Source organism: Aurantimicrobium photophilum (assembly GCF_003194085.1).
In the GTDB taxonomy this organism is placed as follows: Bacteria; Actinomycetota; Actinomycetes; order Actinomycetales; family Microbacteriaceae; genus Aurantimicrobium; species Aurantimicrobium photophilum.
This window is the reverse complement of sequence record NZ_CP023994.1, coordinates 1021234-1039805: the sequence shown is the minus strand read 5'-3', so window position 1 is coordinate 1039805 and position 18572 is coordinate 1021234. Positions and strand designations below refer to the sequence as shown.

22 protein-coding genes are annotated in these 18572 nt (G+C 53.3%); 16 read left to right on the top strand and 6 right to left on the bottom strand.

Going from position 1 to position 18572, the window contains the following annotated elements; translation table 11 throughout:
* The first annotated feature begins 16 nt into the window (after positions 1–16).
* Both tig and AURMO_RS05145 read left to right on the top strand, forming a co-directional pair.
* Complete coding sequence (gene tig, locus AURMO_RS05150; RefSeq protein ID WP_110233694.1) at positions 17–1384, top strand: trigger factor; 1368 nt, start codon at positions 17–19, stop codon at positions 1382–1384.
* A gap of 14 nt (positions 1385–1398) precedes the next feature.
* Positions 1399–1719, top strand: a complete 321-nt coding sequence (locus tag AURMO_RS05145; protein WP_110233692.1) for a gamma-glutamylcyclotransferase family protein — start codon at positions 1399–1401, stop codon at positions 1717–1719.
* 5 nt (positions 1720–1724) lie between these two features.
* On the opposite strand, the gene AURMO_RS05140 is transcribed toward AURMO_RS05145, so the two are convergent.
* Both AURMO_RS05140 and AURMO_RS05135 read right to left on the bottom strand, forming a co-directional pair.
* On the bottom strand, positions 1725–2822 hold the full coding sequence (locus AURMO_RS05140) for a sensor histidine kinase (RefSeq protein ID WP_162532675.1): 1098 nt from the start codon (positions 2820–2822) through the stop codon (positions 1725–1727).
* Positions 2812–3489, bottom strand: coding sequence for a response regulator transcription factor (locus AURMO_RS05135; RefSeq protein WP_162532674.1), 678 nt, complete (start codon positions 3487–3489; stop codon positions 2812–2814). Before AURMO_RS05135 ends, AURMO_RS05140 begins: the two co-directional genes overlap by 11 nt.
* A 124-nt stretch (positions 3490–3613) precedes the next feature.
* Here AURMO_RS05135 and AURMO_RS08915 point away from each other — a divergent pair, with 124 nt between their 5' ends.
* Entirely contained in the window at positions 3614–4414 is an 801-nt protein-coding gene (locus AURMO_RS08915; protein WP_162532673.1) for a hypothetical protein, read from the top strand.
* Positions 4415–4629: 215 nt separating this feature from the next.
* The gene (locus AURMO_RS05125; protein ID WP_110233682.1) at positions 4630–5247 is read left to right on the top strand and encodes a hypothetical protein; all 618 of its coding nucleotides are present in this window, start codon (positions 4630–4632) and stop codon (positions 5245–5247) included.
* A 76-nt stretch (positions 5248–5323) separates the two neighbouring features.
* Here AURMO_RS05125 and AURMO_RS05120 read toward each other — a convergent pair whose 3' ends face one another.
* The 3 genes from AURMO_RS05120 to AURMO_RS05110 form a co-directional block, all read right to left on the bottom strand.
* Positions 5324–6739: an IS30 family transposase gene (locus tag AURMO_RS05120; protein WP_420807765.1), complete on the bottom strand. Its 1416-nt coding sequence runs from the start codon at positions 6737–6739 to the stop codon at positions 5324–5326.
* Positions 6740–6874: 135 nt separating this feature from the next.
* Positions 6875–7537, bottom strand: coding sequence for an organomercurial lyase (merB, locus tag AURMO_RS05115; RefSeq protein WP_110233680.1), 663 nt, complete (start codon positions 7535–7537; stop codon positions 6875–6877).
* An 18-nt stretch (positions 7538–7555) separates the two neighbouring features.
* A complete protein-coding gene (locus tag AURMO_RS05110) occupies positions 7556–8188 on the bottom strand; it encodes a LysE/ArgO family amino acid transporter (protein WP_110233678.1) in 633 nt (210 codons plus the stop codon).
* Positions 8189–8291: 103 nt separating this feature from the next.
* On the opposite strand from AURMO_RS05110, the gene AURMO_RS05105 reads away from it, so the two are divergent.
* The 6 genes from AURMO_RS05105 (at position 8292) to AURMO_RS05080 (ending at position 13081) form a co-directional block, all read left to right on the top strand.
* Entirely contained in the window at positions 8292–8546 is a 255-nt protein-coding gene (locus AURMO_RS05105; protein ID WP_110233676.1) for a TFIIB-type zinc ribbon-containing protein, read from the top strand.
* A 182-nt stretch (positions 8547–8728) separates the two neighbouring features.
* On the top strand, positions 8729–9316 hold the full coding sequence (locus AURMO_RS05100) for an ATP-dependent Clp protease proteolytic subunit (protein ID WP_110233674.1): 588 nt from the start codon (positions 8729–8731) through the stop codon (positions 9314–9316).
* A 27-nt stretch (positions 9317–9343) separates the two neighbouring features.
* Positions 9344–9976, top strand: coding sequence for an ATP-dependent Clp protease proteolytic subunit (locus AURMO_RS05095; RefSeq protein WP_110233672.1), 633 nt, complete (start codon positions 9344–9346; stop codon positions 9974–9976).
* Positions 9977–10082: 106 nt separating this feature from the next.
* The gene (locus AURMO_RS05090) at positions 10083–10541 is read left to right on the top strand and encodes a hypothetical protein (RefSeq protein WP_162532672.1); all 459 of its coding nucleotides are present in this window, start codon (positions 10083–10085) and stop codon (positions 10539–10541) included.
* Positions 10542–10714: 173 nt separating this feature from the next.
* Positions 10715–12010 carry an ATP-dependent Clp protease ATP-binding subunit ClpX gene (clpX, locus tag AURMO_RS05085; protein ID WP_110233668.1) on the top strand — a complete coding sequence of 432 codons (1296 nt, stop codon included), beginning with the start codon at positions 10715–10717 and terminating at the stop codon, positions 12008–12010.
* A gap of 123 nt (positions 12011–12133) precedes the next feature.
* The gene (locus AURMO_RS05080; protein WP_110233667.1) at positions 12134–13081 is read left to right on the top strand and encodes a methylenetetrahydrofolate reductase; all 948 of its coding nucleotides are present in this window, start codon (positions 12134–12136) and stop codon (positions 13079–13081) included.
* A gap of 61 nt (positions 13082–13142) precedes the next feature.
* On the opposite strand, the gene lexA is transcribed toward AURMO_RS05080, so the two are convergent.
* Entirely contained in the window at positions 13143–13817 is a 675-nt protein-coding gene (gene lexA / locus AURMO_RS05075; RefSeq protein WP_110233665.1) for a transcriptional repressor LexA, read from the bottom strand.
* A 271-nt stretch (positions 13818–14088) separates the two neighbouring features.
* On the opposite strand from lexA, the gene AURMO_RS05065 reads away from it, so the two are divergent.
* From AURMO_RS05065 to AURMO_RS05040, 6 genes are all read left to right on the top strand, one after another.
* On the top strand, positions 14089–14541 hold the full coding sequence (locus AURMO_RS05065) for a LysM peptidoglycan-binding domain-containing protein (protein WP_239406797.1): 453 nt from the start codon (positions 14089–14091) through the stop codon (positions 14539–14541).
* An 81-nt stretch (positions 14542–14622) separates the two neighbouring features.
* Positions 14623–15717 (top strand): histidinol-phosphate transaminase, encoded by a 1095-nt coding sequence (locus AURMO_RS05060; protein WP_110233661.1) that lies wholly within the window; start codon positions 14623–14625, stop codon positions 15715–15717.
* Between the two features lie 19 nt (positions 15718–15736).
* The gene (gene hisB, locus AURMO_RS05055) at positions 15737–16345 is read left to right on the top strand and encodes an imidazoleglycerol-phosphate dehydratase HisB (RefSeq protein WP_110233659.1); all 609 of its coding nucleotides are present in this window, start codon (positions 15737–15739) and stop codon (positions 16343–16345) included.
* Entirely contained in the window at positions 16342–16974 is a 633-nt protein-coding gene (hisH, locus tag AURMO_RS05050; protein WP_110233656.1) for an imidazole glycerol phosphate synthase subunit HisH, read from the top strand. The genes hisB and hisH overlap by 4 nt, the downstream gene beginning before the upstream one ends.
* A gap of 18 nt (positions 16975–16992) precedes the next feature.
* Entirely contained in the window at positions 16993–17727 is a 735-nt protein-coding gene (gene priA, locus AURMO_RS05045; RefSeq protein WP_110233653.1) for a bifunctional 1-(5-phosphoribosyl)-5-((5-phosphoribosylamino)methylideneamino)imidazole-4-carboxamide isomerase/phosphoribosylanthranilate isomerase PriA, read from the top strand.
* 8 nt (positions 17728–17735) lie between these two features.
* On the top strand, positions 17736–18548 hold the full coding sequence (locus AURMO_RS05040; protein WP_110233650.1) for an SseB family protein: 813 nt from the start codon (positions 17736–17738) through the stop codon (positions 18546–18548).
* Positions 18549–18572 lie beyond the last annotated feature (24 nt).

Below are 18572 nucleotides of genomic sequence, written 5' to 3'. Positions count from 1 at the left end.
GCAGGAGTACCCCTTCGTGAAGACCAAGGTCGAAAAACTCAGCAACACTCGCGCAAAACTCACCATCACGGTGACCGCAGATGAGCTGAAGCCAGCAATCAAGCACGCTTACGAGCACATTGCTGAATCTCTCAACGTTCCCGGATTCCGTAAGGGCAAGGCACCTGCGGCACTGATCGACCAGCGCGTTGGTCGCATGGCTGTGCTCGAGCACGCTGTGAACGAGGGTCTCGAAGGTTTCTACCGCCAGGCCGTTCTCGACGAGAAGGTGCGCCCCATGGGTCGCCCCGAGGCAGACATCACCACCTGGCCAGCCGAGAAGGACTTCTCTGGCGACCTGGTTGTCACCATTGAGGTTGACGTTCGTCCCGAGGTGAAGCTTCCTAAGCTCGACGGTCTCACCGTTGAAGTTGAAGCAGCTGCTGTGTCCAAGGAAGACGTTCAGAAGGAACTCGACGAGCTGCGTAGCCGCTTCGGCACCCTCGTCACCGTTGACCGTCCAGCTAAGAAGGGTGACTTCGCTCAGCTTGACCTGGTTGCAACCATTGGTGGCACCGAGGTCGACACTGCTCAGTCCATCTCCTACGAGGTTGGCTCGGGCGAGCTCATCGAGGGTATCGATGAAGCCATTGAATCTCTCACCGCCGGTGAGTCCACCACCTTCGAGTCCAACCTGCTCGGTGGCGACCACGAAGGTGAGAAGGCACAGATTGCTGTCACCGTTACTGCTGTCAAGGAGCGCGAGCTTCCCAAGGCTGACGATGACTTCGCTCAGATTGCGTCTGAATTCGACACCATTGCAGAGCTGACCGAGAGCCTCAAGGCTCAGGCAGAGCAGCGCAAGGTTGCTGTTCAGGCTCGTGAAGCTCGCGAGAAGCTCGTTGCTCAGCTCGTTGAAGCTGCCAAGATCGAGGTTCCTCAGGGCATCATCGATGACGAGGTGCACCGTCACCTCGAGGGTGAGGGTCGTCTCGAAGATGACAAGCACCGCGCAGAGGTCATCGAAGAGTCACAGACTCTGTTCGCAACTCAGATCTTGCTTGACACCATTGCTGAAGCTGAAGATGTTCAGGTGAGCCAAGACGAGCTCACTCAGTACATCATCCAGGGTGCAATGCAGTACCAGATGGATCCTTCTGAGTTCGCCAAGATCCTCACCGACAACGGCCAGATTCCTTCCATGGTTGCTGAAGTTGCTCGCAACAAGGCTGTCAGCATCATCCTCGGCAAGGCCAAGGTTGTTGACACCAAGGGCAAGGCAGTCGACATGAGCGCATTTGCTCCAGTCGAAGAGAAGAAGGCTGAGAAGCCTGCAAAGGCTGACAAGGCAGAAGCTGCTGAGAAGAAGCCTGCTGCTAAGAAGCCCGCAGCGAAGAAGGACTAGTTCTTCACACTTTTATGCGTCTAGCCACGTATGGAACTCTGGGGCCAGGTAAACCCAACCATCATCACGTTTCGATGATTGACGGGAACTGGTCAAGCGGTTCCGTACGTGGCTTTTTGTATGAAGCAGGCTGGGGTGCCAAGCTCGGGTTTCCTGGAATCGTTCTCGATTCCACCGGCCCCGAAGTAGCTGTTGATCTCTTGGAAAGTGATCTTCTTTCAGAACATCTTGAACGCCTTGATGAATTCGAAGGTCCCGGTTATGACCGGGTCCTGACGCAGGTTCAGACTCCTTCAGGAGTTGTTGACGCATATATTTACGTCATCGTTCCCTAGCTTTTCTACGTGGTCAAAGTCGCGCGAAGCTGAACTTGGCCACTTCCGCTATTTGTGAGGGACCACGTCCCGCCAAATTTGCTCACCCATGCGTCGATAACAGCAGTACCGGAACCAGCAGTGTGAGGTTTTTCGGATAGTGGTGCCCCGTTGTTTTCCACCAGGATCACAACAGTGCCGTCGCTTTCGGTTGATGTTCGAATCAGGCAATGGTCAGCATTCCCATGTAGCGCAGCGTTGAGAAGTCCCTGTTCGCAGATGCGATAAATCGCAAGAAGTTTCTCAACAGGAAATTCTGAATGATATTCATCAAGCTGAACCGAGACCTGCATGGTGCTCCGGTAGCGCTGCGTCAGTTCAGAAATGCAGTGGTTCAAACCTTGAACGGCAATGTCGGGGCTGAGGAGTCTGCTGGCATCACGGACATCGAATCGGCGGATTTCTTCCAGCTCGGCCACGATAGAGCGAATTTCTGCTTTGTGTTGCTCCGAGAGTTTTTCTGAAATCTTATTGAGTTCGAGGTTCGCCACGACGAGACCAGCTTGAACACGGTCATGGAGAAGGTCCGCTACTTCTCGGCGGGTGTCCTCATCGGCTTGAAGTAGAAGTGAACGTTGTCTGTCTACCTCGGCAAGTGCACTTTCGGCACGACTGGCTTGTGCTCTCACGCGCTTCTCTCCCACGCCGAAGATGATGGAGACAACCATTATCGCGAGATACACTCGCACGCTGTTGAACGGGACATCCTTGAAGGGCCTGTTATAAAACAGGCCGTAGGCCACAGCAAAACCTATGGCGATGAGTGCAATACCCACGTGGTAGATGAGCTGTTTCCGTCGGAGTGGCTCAGTTCGTCGCATGGCCCACGCAAGTGCGGCAAAACTCAGACCAAGAGAGAGTCCAATTGCGGCACTCGAGGGGAAGCTTTCCAGCCAGGCCATCACCGGTGCTCGTCCCGCGCTCACCGCTGCGCGAACGTCGGAGAATTGGTTCAGAAAGGCTGAAATGACTCCAAATCCAATGGGGCGAATAGACCAGGGTCCCGCGATAAATTCAGCTATACGGCGGGCACGATTACTCGAACTGAGTTTGTTATTCGCCATGAGTCCAGGCATAGCTTCGGCTTCGTCGCAGATATCGCAGAACCGCAGTTGTGCGCAGGTCTGTGCCAGGAGCTGGTTCGGGCACAATCACTTTGTAAATTCTCGAAAGTTCCTGACGGATAGTCACCGCAGAAACCCCTAACTTCTCTGAGATGTGGGGGACATCAATGCCTTCCACGATGAGAGCCATAATTTCGTGCTGGCGTGGGGTGAGCTGCTCAAACTCAGTTGAGGATTCGCTTCGCTCTGTTTCCAAGATTTTGGGGTCGATGATGGAAAGTCCACGTGCTGTTGAGCGCAGGACATCTACCAAGTAGGGCATATCGATGGACGCGCTCTTTTGGATGGTGGACCATCCTTCGAGGTTCCGTGCTGAAAGTTGAGAGAGGAAATTCACCTCAGCATGTTGAGAGTAGATCACGATACCGATGTTGGAGTTGATGGATCTCAGCTGAAGTGCAAGTTCCTGGCCTGTGGCACTGTTGTGACCGAGAGCGATATCGAGCAAGGCAACATCTATTTGAGATGTTTGAGCACACTCAAGAGCTTCGTGAGAGTTTCCAACGTTTGCCACAACGTCAATGCCGTCTTGACTGTGGAGGAGTTTGCTCATGATGGCACGCAGAGCGGGGTCATCTTCGACATAGAGAACTCGTGTGTCTCTCATTGACCCCTCCTTTCTAAAGGCTCTCTCACTTTTACAACATATAGCGGGACCCCGGTACGGAGGTGCTTTCATACAGTTGTATGAACTTCTTCACGTGCAGTTTGGCGCCGGTTATCGTGAATCCATGTCAACGTCAGTTACGCGCCGCACGTCAGTTATCGCATCATTTTTCGCTGCATTTGCTGTATTTGCCTCGGCAATCTTAACTGCAAGCCCTGCCTCAGCAGTCGGGACTATAGATCAGCAGTATGTCGGTAATGACAACGGGTACGTTCAGATGTACTCGGACATGAACATGGCACAACGATTCACTTCTGGTCGAACGGGATTGCTCGATCGAGTAACAGTCAACCTGCTGAAGAACGGAAATCCCGGTTTGCTAACGGCGGAGTTATATGCCGCTGCTAATGGAGTTCCCAGTGGGCCGGTAATGGCGTCTGCTTCAGTTCCAGATTCTGCGGTTTCGAGTTCCCTGACAATTGCCGTTTTTGATTTTTCTTCTCCTGCCAGTGTTACTGCTGGGGCTGACTATGTTTTAGTGCTCAAGTCTCCATCCGCTACCAGCCAAAGTTCTCTATTGAATCAATTAGGCGGAGGAATGTCGCCCCAAATTGATGGTTATTTTTTTTCAATTGGTGGCGTAGCTCCAGCTGCGAATCAAGTTCTTTATGAATTTGGAGCCAACAACTGGCAAAACGTGAATTACGGGTTCCGATTCTCAACTTTTGTTACAGCAGTCACTGCGCCAAGCTCCTCACCAAGCGTGAGCAGTTCATCGAGTGCATCTTCAAGTGCAAGTTCATCAGCTTCGCTTGCATCTACGGGAACTTCGGTTTTTGGGCTGTTGCTCGTAGCAGGTTTTTCTTTTGTTCTTATCGGAGTTGTGTTAAATCTCACTCGTAATCGGCGAATTCATTCAGAGTAATTTTGAAAAGACGCTCGCATGTACTTCATACATGTGTATGAACTTCTAACGAAGTACATGAGTTTCGTTATCTTTCAAATATGCCAACTTCCTATTCAGTGATGATTGTTAAGATTTCAGCGATAGTTACTTCCCTTTGCTTCCTTGCTATCGGTCTATTTTCTGCAATTCCAGCAAATGCCGTTGGAATACGCCAAGAATCTGCTCATGGATCGATGTCACAGTACGTCACACTGGATGGAACGCATACACAGGGCCAGGTCTATACATCGGGTTATACAGCACTACTTGACCGTTTCCAGGTCGCGCTGTTGAAGACCGGAACTCCTGGCGCAATTACGGTTGATGTTTATGCCACGTCGAACGGTGTACCCACTGGACCATCGCTTTCAACAGGCACCATTTTAGAATCGGCGGTTTCCAGCTCCACGCCAGGTTTGGTTCCTGTCGATTTTTCATCCCCCGCTTCGCTGACTAGCGGTAGCGACTATGCAGTTGTCTTCAGTGTTACTTCAAGTGGAGCTGGCAATTTTTACAATGTTTACACTGTAGGAATAAATCCTGGCCGTTGGCAGAGAGTTACTTCAACTACTCCTGGTACTTGGGTTGCCACACCTGAGTGCCTCGATTTTGAAACGTACCTCACTTTTGTAAGCCCCAGTTCACAACCGTCTTCAAGTAGTAGTTCCACATCAGTTATTACCGACCCCAGCCTTGTTCACACCGGTATCAACGAGGTCCAGTCATATCAATACCTTGGTCTGGGTGCCGTGCTTCTTCTCGTTGGCGCAGTCGTCATCAACATTGCACGCGTTCGTTCTCGACAGGACTAATTCGTTCCGGACCTACGAGCATCCAAATCCCCGCAGGAAAGGCGAATTCAATTGGTCGTTGCAACACTGGCGTGATTTAGTTCGACACTAGTAGGTCTCTTAAACACTCGGCTGGATTTTTCCAGCCGAGTGTTTTTCTTGGCCGTCCGTTGAGTTGCAGGGCGACTCTTTCAAGGTCTTCAGGACCAAACACTGACAGGTCAGTGCCCTTGGGGAAATACTGTCTGAGGAGTCCGTTGGTGTTCTCGTTTGATCCGCGCTGCCAAGGACTTGCTGGATCACAGAAATAGACAGGCATGTCTGTGGCGATACTGAATTCTTTATGCCTTGCCATTTCAACGCCCTGATCCCAAGTCAACGACCCCCGCAAATGCTCAGGCAGGGTCTGCATCGTTGTGATTAGTGCATCGCGAACAGTTTCTGCCGTGTGATCACCGGGAAGGTGTGCAAGCATCACAAACCGTGTGCTGCGCTCCACCAACGTCGCAATAGCTGACCTGTTTTGCGTGCCAACAATCAGATCACCTTCCCAATGCCCCGGAACGGCCCTGTCTTCGATCTCGGCAGGACGTTCAGAAATCATCACCATCGGATCAACAAACCGAGGCTGTCTCTCCAACCCTGTGTTGTGGGGTTTGCGCCTGGTGCGACCGGTGCGAAGAGCCGCCTGGATCTCTTTCTTCAAACCACCACGAGCCTGCAAATACAAGGTTTGATAAATCGTCTCCGGTGACACTCGCATCTCCTGACTGCCGGGAAACTCTTCAACCAACTTGTTGGAAATCTGCTCCGGAGACCACTGATTATCTAATCCCTCTTGAACAAACACCTGCAAAGCCGGCTGAGTCAAAATCTTACGAGTTTTCGGCCTCGGCCTGCGCATAACAGAAACCCGATGAGCCGCATAAGGCTCATAAACACCCTCGACACTATTGCGTTTGAGCTCCCGACTAATACTCGAAGCAGCCCTGCCCAACGCTGTGGCCATGGAACGAACACTCACCCCCTGCGACTGAAGCCCACGAATCTTTTCCCGCTCAGCAAGTGAGAGAAACCTCGGATCCAGAACCTGCTCCAGAGCAGAAACACGAACACCGCTAACAAGTCGCTCTTGAACATTCACACTCTTGTTGTAGTCGATAACACGGCCATCAGGATAGATGCGTGAATGGATTTTCTTCACTATCCCTCTGTCCCAATCTTGGGCAGTACGAATATGAACACCCGCCTGCTTGGCCGCATCCGATCGGTAAACGCCCGCAGCACGCAAACTGAAATAGTGCTCACGGACACGGCTGTGGCGTTGACGACGCGGCGCACCAACATCAACACCTGCAGCAACAAGCCACTGATAACTGGTGAGGAAAGGTAAATCTAACTCCCTAGCGGCAGCTCTAGCATTTCCTAAACGCTCAAAAGCCTCAAAAAATGCGGCCTTCTCAGCCTGGGAATAACGCCTTCGGGAACCTGTGGGTGGCGGGGTAAAAGACATGGTCGTTGCAACCTCCAAAAAGATGGAGTGTTGCAACGACCATTAGAACCCAAGAAACTGCGGGGGTTTGTTCGTTAAGTCCTAGGCGGTGAAGCTGCCGATCAACAACTGCACGAAACTGAACATTCCTAGTCCTTAGTCAAGTCCCCAGAAACTACCCGAGAGGCCGACGTTTCTTAAATATTCTTTAGCTTGTGAGGGTTCTCTGCGAACGTAACCCTTTTCAAGTCTTCCTGTGTACCAGTCAGACGCAAGCTTCCATAAAGTATCCAGATCCATGACGTAACCACGATCATGCTGAGTTCTTTTCAGCCATTCGTCAACGCAAAGTTCATCACAAAAAATTCTTTGATTACTGCAAGTGTGAACCACGTCATCCCACATATGGCTGGTGGGTATCAGAAAGTGTGCAACTTGCTTGCCTTGCGGAGCTTTTTGGGTACTCACGTTCCAAGCGAGCGCATTGTCACAATTCGGGCACGTCGTTGCGACGAGATAGGAGTTCTCGGTGTCCAAGAGATGTACGAGGGCGAAAGAATCCCATGCACATCCTCCCCACCACAGTGTGTTTTCACTCATTACTGAAAAACCAAGAGGGACTGATGAAAAGGGATGTGCCATTGCAATTTCATCTTTGGGGTCTAAAGCAAGATGTCTTTGGCTAGCAAGGGCTTTGAGTCCATCGATAACTTCTTCTTCTGGAACCATCATTGTCTCGGCAATGAAACATCTCCCAGGAGCTGCACCTGTTTGGGCAAAGGTTGTGTAGACGAGCAACCTAAGTTTTTCGAGATCCATAGTTCCTCCTTTGGTTGGTTAAGTTACTAGGTGCTGTACGAAGCTAACCAGCAGGCTCATACCCAGGGTGAACATCACCACGGCAATGATGGCGTCGAGAACACGCCAGGCGGTTGGTTTCTTGAATACGGGGGCTAGGAGGCGTGCGCCAAAGCCCAAAGTGCTGAACCAGATAATGCTGCCGAGCATGGCGCCGGCGGCAAACCACCAACGGTTGGCTTCATAGGTTCCCGCTACTGATCCCAAGAGCAGAACCGTGTCGAGATAGACGTGGGGGTTCAGGTAGGTCAGAGCCAGCACAGTGCCGACGGCAACCTTGAGGCTGATTGCTGCACCGCCGGTATCGGTGTTGAGAACTTCGGGCTTCCAGGCGCGCTTGGCGGCCATGACGCCGTAGGTGCACAAGAACACACCGCCAATGACTTCGATAAGAAGTAATAGCCATTCGAGCTGCTGAATAATCGCGCCGAGACCTGCCACGCCCACAGCAATGAGAGCGGCGTCAGAGAGTGCACAGATCGCCACGATGACAAAGACATGCTCTTTGCGTAAACCCTGTCGCAGAACGTATGCGTTCTGAGCTCCGATGGCCACGATCAGAGAGAGCCCAAAGCCTAAGCCTGCAAGTGCTGCAGTCAGGACAGGAGTCATGATTCGAGCATACTTGCTGAATATTCTCAGTTAGCTACCGGTTTATTCCCAGCTTCAATGGATTGACTGTTGTCAACAGCCACAACTATTCCGGGAGCTATGCATGAACTGTCCAACTGACGGCGCAACACTAGTGATGTCTGATCGCGCAGGAGTCGAAATTGACTATTGCCCACAATGTCGCGGAGTCTGGCTAGACCGCGGTGAATTAGACAAGATTCTTGAACGCTCCGCTACCGTCGGTGCTCCTGCAGTCTCTGCTGCTCCACGCATGGATGCTCCACAACCCCGTTATGACAACTACAACCAGGGTTACCAAAAGCGACCCAAGAACTGGTTGAGCGAAATATTTGATTAGACCCCCAACGCCTCATTGGGTAGTCGGGCCTCCACGTCTCTGGAGGCCCGACATTTTTAATTCGTCGCTGTGGGCGAACGGCACTCCGCCTGAGGCGAACACTGCCGTGTTGAGCGTGTTTGCTCCGCTAGATTCGAAACACCGCAAGAGAAATGTCTCGTGGTTGTTGAAATGGAGCTGACATGGCCGAGATGGTAATGCCGAACAATGTGTTTGAGCGTCTACTGAAGGACCGCATCATTTGGTTGGGTTCGGACGTGCGTGATGACAACGCCAACGAGATTTGCGCGAAGATGTTGCTTCTTGCTGCTGAGGATGCCGAGAAGGATATTTACCTCTACATCAACTCTCCTGGTGGTTCGATTACCGCAGGTATGGCGATCTACGACACCATGCAGTTCGTTCCTAACGACATCGTGACCGTGGGTATCGGCATGGCGGCATCCATGGGACAGCTGCTTCTGACCTCGGGCACCAAGGGCAAGCGTTACATCACCCCTAACGCTCGTGTTCTTCTTCACCAGCCTCACGGTGGCTTCGGTGGTACTGCTTCTGACATTCAGACTCAGGCACAGCTCATCAACTCGATGAAGCAGAGCCTGGCTGAAATCACAGCATCTCAGACCGGCAAGACCGTTGAGCAGATCAACGCTGATGGTGACCGCGACCGCTGGTTCACCGCTCAGGAAGCTCTCGAGTATGGCTTCGTTGACCACGTTCGTGCATCCGCAAGCGACGTCGCTGGTGGCGGCGGAACCAAGACTGCGTAAGCGCCGGAAAAGATACGAGGACTCATTATGACTATTCCCAACTTTGAGAGCCGTTACGTTCTTCCTACTTTTGAAGAGCGCACCGCATACGGATACAAGCGCCAGGACCCTTACGCGAAGCTGTTCGAAGACCGCATCATCTTCTTGGGTGTCCAGGTTGATGACGCATCTGCTGATGACGTCATGGCTCAGCTTCTCGTTCTGGAGAGCCAGGACCCTGACCGCGACATCGTGATGTACATCAACTCTCCCGGTGGCTCGTTCACCGCGATGACCGCGATCTACGACACCATGCAGTACATCCGTCCCCAGGTTCAGACCGTATGCCTCGGTCAGGCAGCATCCGCTGCAGCTGTCCTGTTGGCTGCTGGTGCTCCTGGTAAGCGTCTGGCTCTGCCCAACGCTCGTGTTCTTATTCACCAGCCTTCGACCGGTGACGCCGGCCGTGGTCAGGCTTCGGATATCGAGATCCAGGCCAAGGAAATCATGCGTATGCGTGAATGGTTGGAAGAGACCCTGTCCAAGCACTCCAACCGCTCCATCGAGCAGGTCAACAAGGACATCGACCGCGACAAGATCCTTTCGGCTGCGGAGGCACTCGAATACGGTTTGATCGACCAGGTTCTCACTTCGCGTAAGAATGCAGCAATTACTGCGTAATCACGGAAAGTCACACGAAAACCCCGGCTTCGGTCGGGGTTTTCTCATTTTCTGATTGACTAACTTTGTGAAAGAAGATGAAGGGGCAATACGACAAGGCGTTCGTTTGACGTCCGTGGAACCGACTCCAAGTCTTCCTCCTCAGGTTTGGGCCAATGATGTTCAGCTCTCAATTACCCAGTACGAATGGGCAACCCCTGACGGTTTTGTTTCTCACATCGTGGAGAAGCCTGAAGACGCTGTAATTACACCAGTTCGGCTTGCAACTCGAACACTTCGTCTCACTATTTCCCCATCCGCCAAACCATCCGCGTTTGTCATCAGTTTCTTCGCAGACGCCGATGAATATGGATTTCCCTTGGTGTCGTCGGGCTTAAACATTGATTGTTTCGAATCCGACCAATGTCGCATAACTTTCGAAGATTCGTCCATGAACGTTGAAGTTGATCAAGTGGGAACATTTCGATTTGCTGTGATTCGTGTCGCGTACTTCAACGGAGCTTTGGCAACCACTCAGGAGAAAATGTTGTCTACCGCTTCGTGGGTAATGAGCTTCACCAAATAGTTGCCTTTGTTTGGGTTGATTTTCTTGCCCTCTGATTAGTGTCAAAAACTTAAGGCAAATATATTTTCTGTATTTCGGCACGCCGAGGCGTCACATCCACAGGTGACAAAGAACGTCTGTGGTTCGGGTTAGGCTCGAATGTCTAGATATTCAGACGTCTAAAGGAGTTGACCATGGCACGTATCGGCGAAAGCGCTGACCTGCTCAAGTGCTCCTTCTGTGGCAAAAGCCAGAAGCAAGTAGCTCAGCTCATTGCGGGCCCCGGCGTCTACATCTGTGACGAGTGTGTGGAACTCTGCAACGAGATCATTGAAGAACGTCTGGCAGAAGCCAACGAAGAAGGCGTCATTGCAGATTTCGATCTGCCTAAGCCCCGCGAAATCTTTACCTTCCTTGAGGAATACGTCATCGGTCAGGAGCCAGCCAAGAAGGCTCTCTCCGTAGCGGTCTACAACCACTACAAGCGTGTGCGCGCAGGGGAGGGTGTCAAGACTGCTGAAGACAAGGCCAACGAAGTTGAGATTGCAAAGAGCAACATTCTTCTCATCGGTCCCACCGGCTGCGGTAAGACGTATCTTGCTCAGACTCTTGCGCGTCGTCTGAATGTTCCGTTCGCTGTTGCTGACGCAACATCGCTGACGGAAGCCGGCTATGTTGGTGAAGACGTGGAGAACATTCTCTTGAAGCTGCTCCAGTCTGCTGACTTTGATGTCAAGCGTGCGGAGCAGGGCATCATCTACATCGATGAAATCGACAAGATCTCCCGCAAGGCAGAGAACCCTTCGATTACTCGTGACGTTTCTGGTGAAGGTGTTCAGCAGGCACTGCTGAAGATTTTGGAAGGCACAGTTGCCTCCGTTCCACCGCAGGGTGGCCGTAAGCACCCCAACCAAGAATTTATTCAGCTCGACACCACCAACGTTCTCTTCATCGTTGCCGGAGCATTTGCGGGCCTAGAAGACATCATTCAGTCGCGTGCGGGCAAGACCGGTATCGGCTTTGGTGCACCCTTGCAGAGCAAGGACGAAGCGCGCGACTTCTTTGCTGAGGTTCTCCCTGAAGACCTCCACAAGTTTGGTTTGATTCCTGAGTTCATTGGTCGTCTTCCCGTTATTGCAACGGTGTCGCCGCTGGACCGCAGTGCCCTCATCGACATCCTGACGGAGCCCAAGAATGCTCTGGTCAAGCAATACCAGCGCATGTTTGCTCTCGATGATGTGGAGCTCGAGTTTGAGCCTGCAGCACTCGATGCCATCGCTGATCTTGCTGTCCTTCGCCAGACCGGTGCACGTGGCCTGCGTGCCATCTTGGAAAACGTTCTTGGTCCCATCATGTTCGAGGTTCCCTCAACCGATCAGATTCACAAGGTCATCATCACGGCCGAATGTGTGAGCGAGAACGCGGCACCCACCATCGTGCCTCGCCTGGCTTCTGCCATCGTGGATGCGCCTGAAGAACGCACTGCCTAAACAGCACTGCTAACATTTCTATATCGCCATTACTGGTGAGTAAGCGACTGCCGAGCCCGGCCCACGCTTCGCGGATAACAATCCTGTTTATCCTTCATGCGAATTGTGCCCCGAGGAATATCGATGAGTAACGCACCAGCCACTAGCTCAACAGAGCTCAACATTGGCGTGCCCTTCTCCTTTGAGGTCTATCCACCACGCAATCCAGACCTGCGTGAAGCACTCAACAAGACCATCCTCGAACTGGCTGCCACGGGCCCCGACTTCATCTCCGTCACCTATGGCGCTGGTGGTTCCTCACGTGATGCCACTTTGGATTGCGTGAAGTTCATCCTCGCGAACACCGACGTGGAGCCCATGGCGCACCTCACGTGTGTTGCCGAGTCCTATCAGGGCGCCAATGAGCTTGTAAGGACTTTTCTCGACGCTGGTGTGCGATCATTCCTCGCCCTGCGTGGAGACCCACCAGAGGGCACTCAGGAGGGCGAAGACTTCCTTGGGGACCTCGGCAGTGCAGCAGAGCTCACACAGCTCATTCACCGAGTACAGGCCGAGCGAGAGCCTTTCGTCTTTGAAGAAGAACCCCGTTGGCATGCCGGTGCTACCCGCCTGAGCCAAAAGCGTGAATTTGTTCGCATTGGTGTTGCTGCATTCCCTAATGGGCACCCTCAGTCACGTTCAAAAACTCAAGACATTGATGTTCTGCTGGCAAAGGAAGCAGCGGGAGCCAACCTAGCTATTACCCAGCTTTTCTTCCACGCAGATGACTACCTCTCTTTTGCCCAGAAGGCCAAAGAAGCAGGCCTCACCATGCCCATCATTCCGGGCATCATGCCCGTGATCAGCCCGGGGCGACTACGTCGCATGATCGAGATCTCAGGTGAAGAAATGCCCAGTGATCTCGAGATTGCTCTCGAGATTGAGCCCACCACTGAAGGTCAGCGCGAGATCGGTGTTGAGCACGCGGTGAGCCTAGCTAAGGAGCTCATTGCCGGGGGAGCGCCAGGTATTCACCTCTATGCGTTCAATCAAAGCGGTCCGGTTGTGGATGTGCTTCGCCGTCTCCAATAATTCATAAACATAAAAAGTCCCGCACGCTGTATTCAGCATGCGGGACTTTTCGTTTGTGGGGTTAGACAGATCGAAGAACTGTCACAACCTTTCCCATAATGGTGGCGTGGTCGCCCAAGATGGGTTCGTAGTTGCTGTTGCGAGGCAAGAGCCAGGTGTGACCATCGCGCTGGCGGAAGACCTTGACGGTTGCTTCATCATCGAGCAGGGCTGCAACGATGTCACCGTTCTCTGCTGTCTGCTGCCTGCGGACCACGACGAAGTCACCGTCGCAGATCGCGGCATCAATCATGGATTCACCCTTGACCTTGAGCATGAAGAGTTCTCCCTGGCCCACAAGCTGGCGGGGGAGAGCCATGGTGTCTTCGGTGTTCTGCTCGGCTGTAATGGGACCACCAGCAGCAATCTGTCCTACGAGCGGAACCTGAACTGCTTCACCCATGGGGAACACGTTGTCAGCAACAGGTGCTGGCGTGCGGGCAGCGGTGCCCTGGCCGAGTACCTCAAGTGCGCGGGGGAGCTTGGGGTCGCGGCGGATGTAGCCACCTAGTTCAAGCTGTTGAAGTTGGTAGGTGACACTCGCCAGCGAGGAGAGACCTACTGCATCACCGATCTCCTGCATGGAGGGTGGGTAGCTGTTCTCATCAATGTAAGCAGTGATGACGTCGAGGATGAGCTGCTGCTTCGCGCTTATGCCTTTGCGTCGTTTGCTTTCGCCAGCTGGTGACTCAGTCATGGCATCTTCCGTTTCTGTTGGGTAAGTCCTGGGCTGTACGAACGTGAATGTCCGTGGCTCATGATGAACTTTTCTCAATACCGAAAGAGTATTCGAAGAATGTCAATAAAACAAACACATATTCGAAGATTCTTGAGGTTTATCCACAATCAACCTTCAATATGTACTTGACATTGAAGAAATACGAATATATCTTCGAAATATATCTTCGAATCGGGTTCTCCCGGCCGAGGGCCCGATTCGAGATAAACACCAGGAAAAGGAGAATCTCATGAGCGCAGTACTCGCATTCACCGCACCAATCCACCGTCCCGTTGAGCCTGACTACATCGACGAACCATGCAGCGCAGCTGGCAATGTCCGTGGGTCGCACCAGATTAACAACGTGACCTATGTGAACTTCCTCCCCGCAGCAGAACCCAAGACCCGTCTTCGCATTACCAAGCGTGGACGTCGTGTCCTCACCGCCGCAGTAGCACTGCCCCTCGTGATCGGCGCACTTGTAGCAGCACTCAACAGTGGTGGTGCAGCTGCTGTTGCTGAAGGCGCAGCAAACGACTTCACCTACGTGACCATCGCTCAGGGTGAAAGCCTCTGGCAGCTTGCACAGGAGATTGCCCCCAACGCAGATCCTCGCGATGTTGTTGCCGAGATTGTCTCCCTCAACCAGCTTCACGGTGAAGTGCAGGCTGGTCAGAAGATTGCGATTCCTGCCGGGTACTAAACCTTTCCTCCCTTTTCCTGCGAATGCCGGTCCCTTTTGGGGCCGGCATTTGTGTGTTTCAAGCGCCCGTAAACTTATCTCGTGACCTCATTTGAAGACCTCCCCATTCGTGATGACCTGCGTGGCTTGAAGCCGTATGGCGCACCACAGGCACATGTTCGGGTTGAGCTCAACGTCAATGAGAACACCCACCCCGTGCCACCCCAGGTGGTCATGGACATCATGGGGCGCATTCACACCGCCCTAGGGAACATCAACCGTTACCCCGATCGTGAATTCACGAATCTTCGTGTTGCCCTAGCTGAGTATCTTGGTCACGGTCTTTCTGCTGAGAACATTTGGGCAGCAAACGGCTCTAATGAGGTTATTCAGCAGCTCCTGCAGGCCTTCGGAGGTCCAGGACGCTCTGTTCTGGCATTCCCGCCCACTTATTCCATGCACTCGATCATCGCTTCGGGAACGGGAACTACCTGGATTCCTGCCCAGCGTGATGCGGACTTCGAAATCTCACCAGCCACTGCAGTTACGGCAATCAAAGAAAACAAGCCCGACATCGTCTTCTTCTGCACACCCAACAACCCCACGGGCACACCGGTGTCGTTGGAAACCATTGCTGCGGCTTATGACGCAACGGACGGCATTGTCTTCGTTGATGAAGCGTATGCAGAGTTTGCACCTGAAGGTGAGCCCACGGCGTTGACGTTGTTGGCTGGTCGTCCACGACTGGTTGTCTCTCGCACCATGAGTAAGGCGTTTGCCTTTGCTGGTGCTCGTTTGGGTTACTTGGCAGGCGATCCTGCTGTTGCTGATGCGCTACGTTTAGTGCGTTTGCCCTATCACTTATCTGCGTTGACGCAGGCGGCGGCAGAAGGCGCATTGGCACACACTCCAGCCATGCTGGCCATGGTCGAAGACATTCGCCAGCAGCGTGACCGCTTGGTTACAGAGCTGGCAGTGCTGGGATACACCCCCTATCCCTCGAGTGCGAACTTTGTACTCTTTGGTGGTGTTCGTGATCCTCAAGAAGTCTTTGAGAAGCTTCTGGCTCAGGGCATCATCATTCGCGATATTGATATGCCCAACCACTTACGTGTGACGGCAGGAACTGAAGCAGAAACAACGGAGTTCTTGAACGCACTGGCAGCCCTCGATGGCTCGATCAATGGCGCTCTCTAAGCCCTACTAAACTGGTCATATGACTACAGCACCGCGCATTGCGAGCATTTCTCGCACCACGAGCGAGTCAAGCATTGAACTTACGATCAATCTTGATGGCACGGGTGTGAGCAACATCGAGACGACTGTTCCGTTCTTCGACCACATGCTGACCGCGTTTGCTAAGCACTCTCTTTCTGACCTCACCGTCAAGGCTTCCGGTGACATCCACATCGATGTTCACCACACAGTTGAAGACATTGGTATTTCTCTTGGTCTCGCAATTCGCGAAGCACTGGGAGACAAGGCTGGTATTTCCCGCTTCGGCGACGCTCTGGTTCCTCTCGATGAGGCACTCGTGCAGGCCGTCGTGGATATTTCTGGACGCCCATTCCTGGTGCACTCAGGTGAGCCTGCTGGTTTTGAATTCCACCTCATTGGTGGTCACTTCACTGGTTCCATGGTTCGTCACGTGTTCGAAGCCATCACCTTTAATGCAGGTCTCACCACCCACATCACGGTGTTGAACGGTCGCGACCCACACCACATCGCTGAAGCAGAATTCAAGGCGTTTGCTCGTGCATTCCGCCAGGCCAAGGCACTTGACCCTCTCGTGCAGGGAATCCCCAGCACTAAGGGTGCTCTGTGACCCAAAAGTCCGTCGTTGTTTTCGACTACGGCACGGGGAACATCCACTCCGCTATCAAAGCGGTGGAGCTCGCAGGAGCAAAGGTCGAACTGACGCGCGACAAAACAAAGTGCGCTGAGGCTGATGGTCTGCTTGTTCCAGGCGTCGGCGCTTTTGCTGCCGTGATGGAAGCACTCAACGCCGTGGATGGTGGCGAGATCATTGAGCGTCGTCTTGCTGGTGGTCGTCCCGTCATGGGTATTTGCGTGGGCATGCAGATCATGTTTGCCAACGGGCTTGAGGGTGGCGTGGACACTCCAGGACTAGGCGAGTGGGAAGAAACCGTGCACAAGCTCGAGGCACCTGTTCTTCCCCACATGGGCTGGAACACCGTCGAGGTGGGCGAGAACTCGAAACTCTTCAAGGGAATCGAGAACGAGCGCTTTTACTTCGTGCACTCCTATGGAGTGACCGAGTGGAATCTCGATGTCATTCCTCCGTTCCCGAAGCCTTCAGTGACGTGGGCTGAACACGGACAGCGCTTCATTGCTGCTGTTGAAAACGGCCCTCTTGTTGCTACCCAGTTCCACCCCGAAAAGTCTGGCGAAGCAGGTATTCAGCTGTTGCGCAACTGGCTCGAGACTCTCTAACTAAAGGAATATCTACTCATGACTGCGCCCATTCTTGAGCTGCTGCCCGCTGTTGACGTTGCTGAAGGCAAGGCTGTTCGCCTCACCCAAGGTGCTCTCGGCACTGAGACTGACTTTGGTGATCCCGTTGATGCAGCGGCCGACTGGGCTCGTCAAGGCGCTGAGTGGATTCACCTCGTCGATCTCGACGCAGCATTTGGTCGCGGCGAGAACCGCGCCCTGCTGCGTCGTGTGATCACCGAGGTTCCTGGTGTGAAAATTGAGCTTTCTGGTGGTATTCGTGATGATGCGTCACTCGAGTCCGCTCTCGAAAGTGGCGCAACTCGTGTGAACCTCGGCACAGCTGCTCTGGAGAACCCAGACTGGGCAGCCTCGGCGATTGCTCGCTTTGGTGAGCAAATTGCTGTGGGTCTAGATGTGCGCGGAGAAACCCTTGCAGCACGTGGCTGGACCGAAGAAGGCGGAAACCTCTGGGATGTTCTCGCACGCCTCGAAGATGCTGGCTGCTCCCGTTATGTCGTGACTGATGTCACCCGTGATGGCATGCTCAACGGACCCAACTTAGAGCTTCTGACTGCGATTACTGAGAAGACCGGTAAGCCCGTCGTTGCATCAGGTGGCATCGCCAGCCTGGATGACCTCGTTGCACTTCGTTCACTCGTTCCTATCGGCGTGGAGGGTGCAATCGTGGGCAAGGCTCTCTATGCTCAGAAGTTCACGCTTGAGCAGGCCATCCAGGTCGCCTACAACTAGGAACAACCATGTCTCACAACCACGACGGTCATATGTTTGGTTCTTCCGACCACGCAGATTCTGCGGGGCAGCCTTGGGAAGGCCGCGAGTTTGAAGCGAACCCTTTCGCATCTGATGATGGCACCACCCCTGAGCGGCTCAAGCTAGCTCTGGATACTTTCCACGCCCTTCCTTTGGATTCCGAAGAGCGTGCTGGTCGTCACTTGAACGTCGTGGACGCAATTCGTGTTTCTCGTTTCCTTATTCCTCTCCTTGCTGAAGCAGGAGAAGTGGGCGTGAACGCGGCTGGACTTGTCGTTGACAAGACTCAAGAACTGGCCATCGTCACCGTGGCAGGGCCTAACGGTCAGAAGGTTCTTCCTGTCTTCACCTCCGTAGAGGCAATGCAGAAGTGGAAGCCTGAGGCTCGTCCCGTTCCTGTTGAAGCTCGTCGTGCTGCGCTCGCTGCTGCTGCGGACGGTGCGCAGTGGATGGTTGTGGACCCACAAAGTTCAACCGAGATTGTTCTTCGACGTCCCACGGTTGAAGCCATTGCGAAGGGCACACCCTGGGTTCCTAATCAGATTGACCCCATGCTTCAGCAGGTGTTTGACGAATCCATCACCGACGAACCCTTTGTGAAGGCTATTCGCCTCACCTCGGGTGATCCTGATGCGCGCGGATTCGATGAAGAGCTCGTCGTTCAGGTTGTCTTGCCACCGAGCCTTGAGCAAAACGAAGTAGAGCGTGTTATCCGCTCACTGTCCAACAAATGGGCACAGCAAAGCATCTTCTCCGAGCGTGTGGACTCGATGCGTCTTCAGCTCGTTCCCGCTGTTTAGCGGAGGAACTTCAGCAGAAACCCA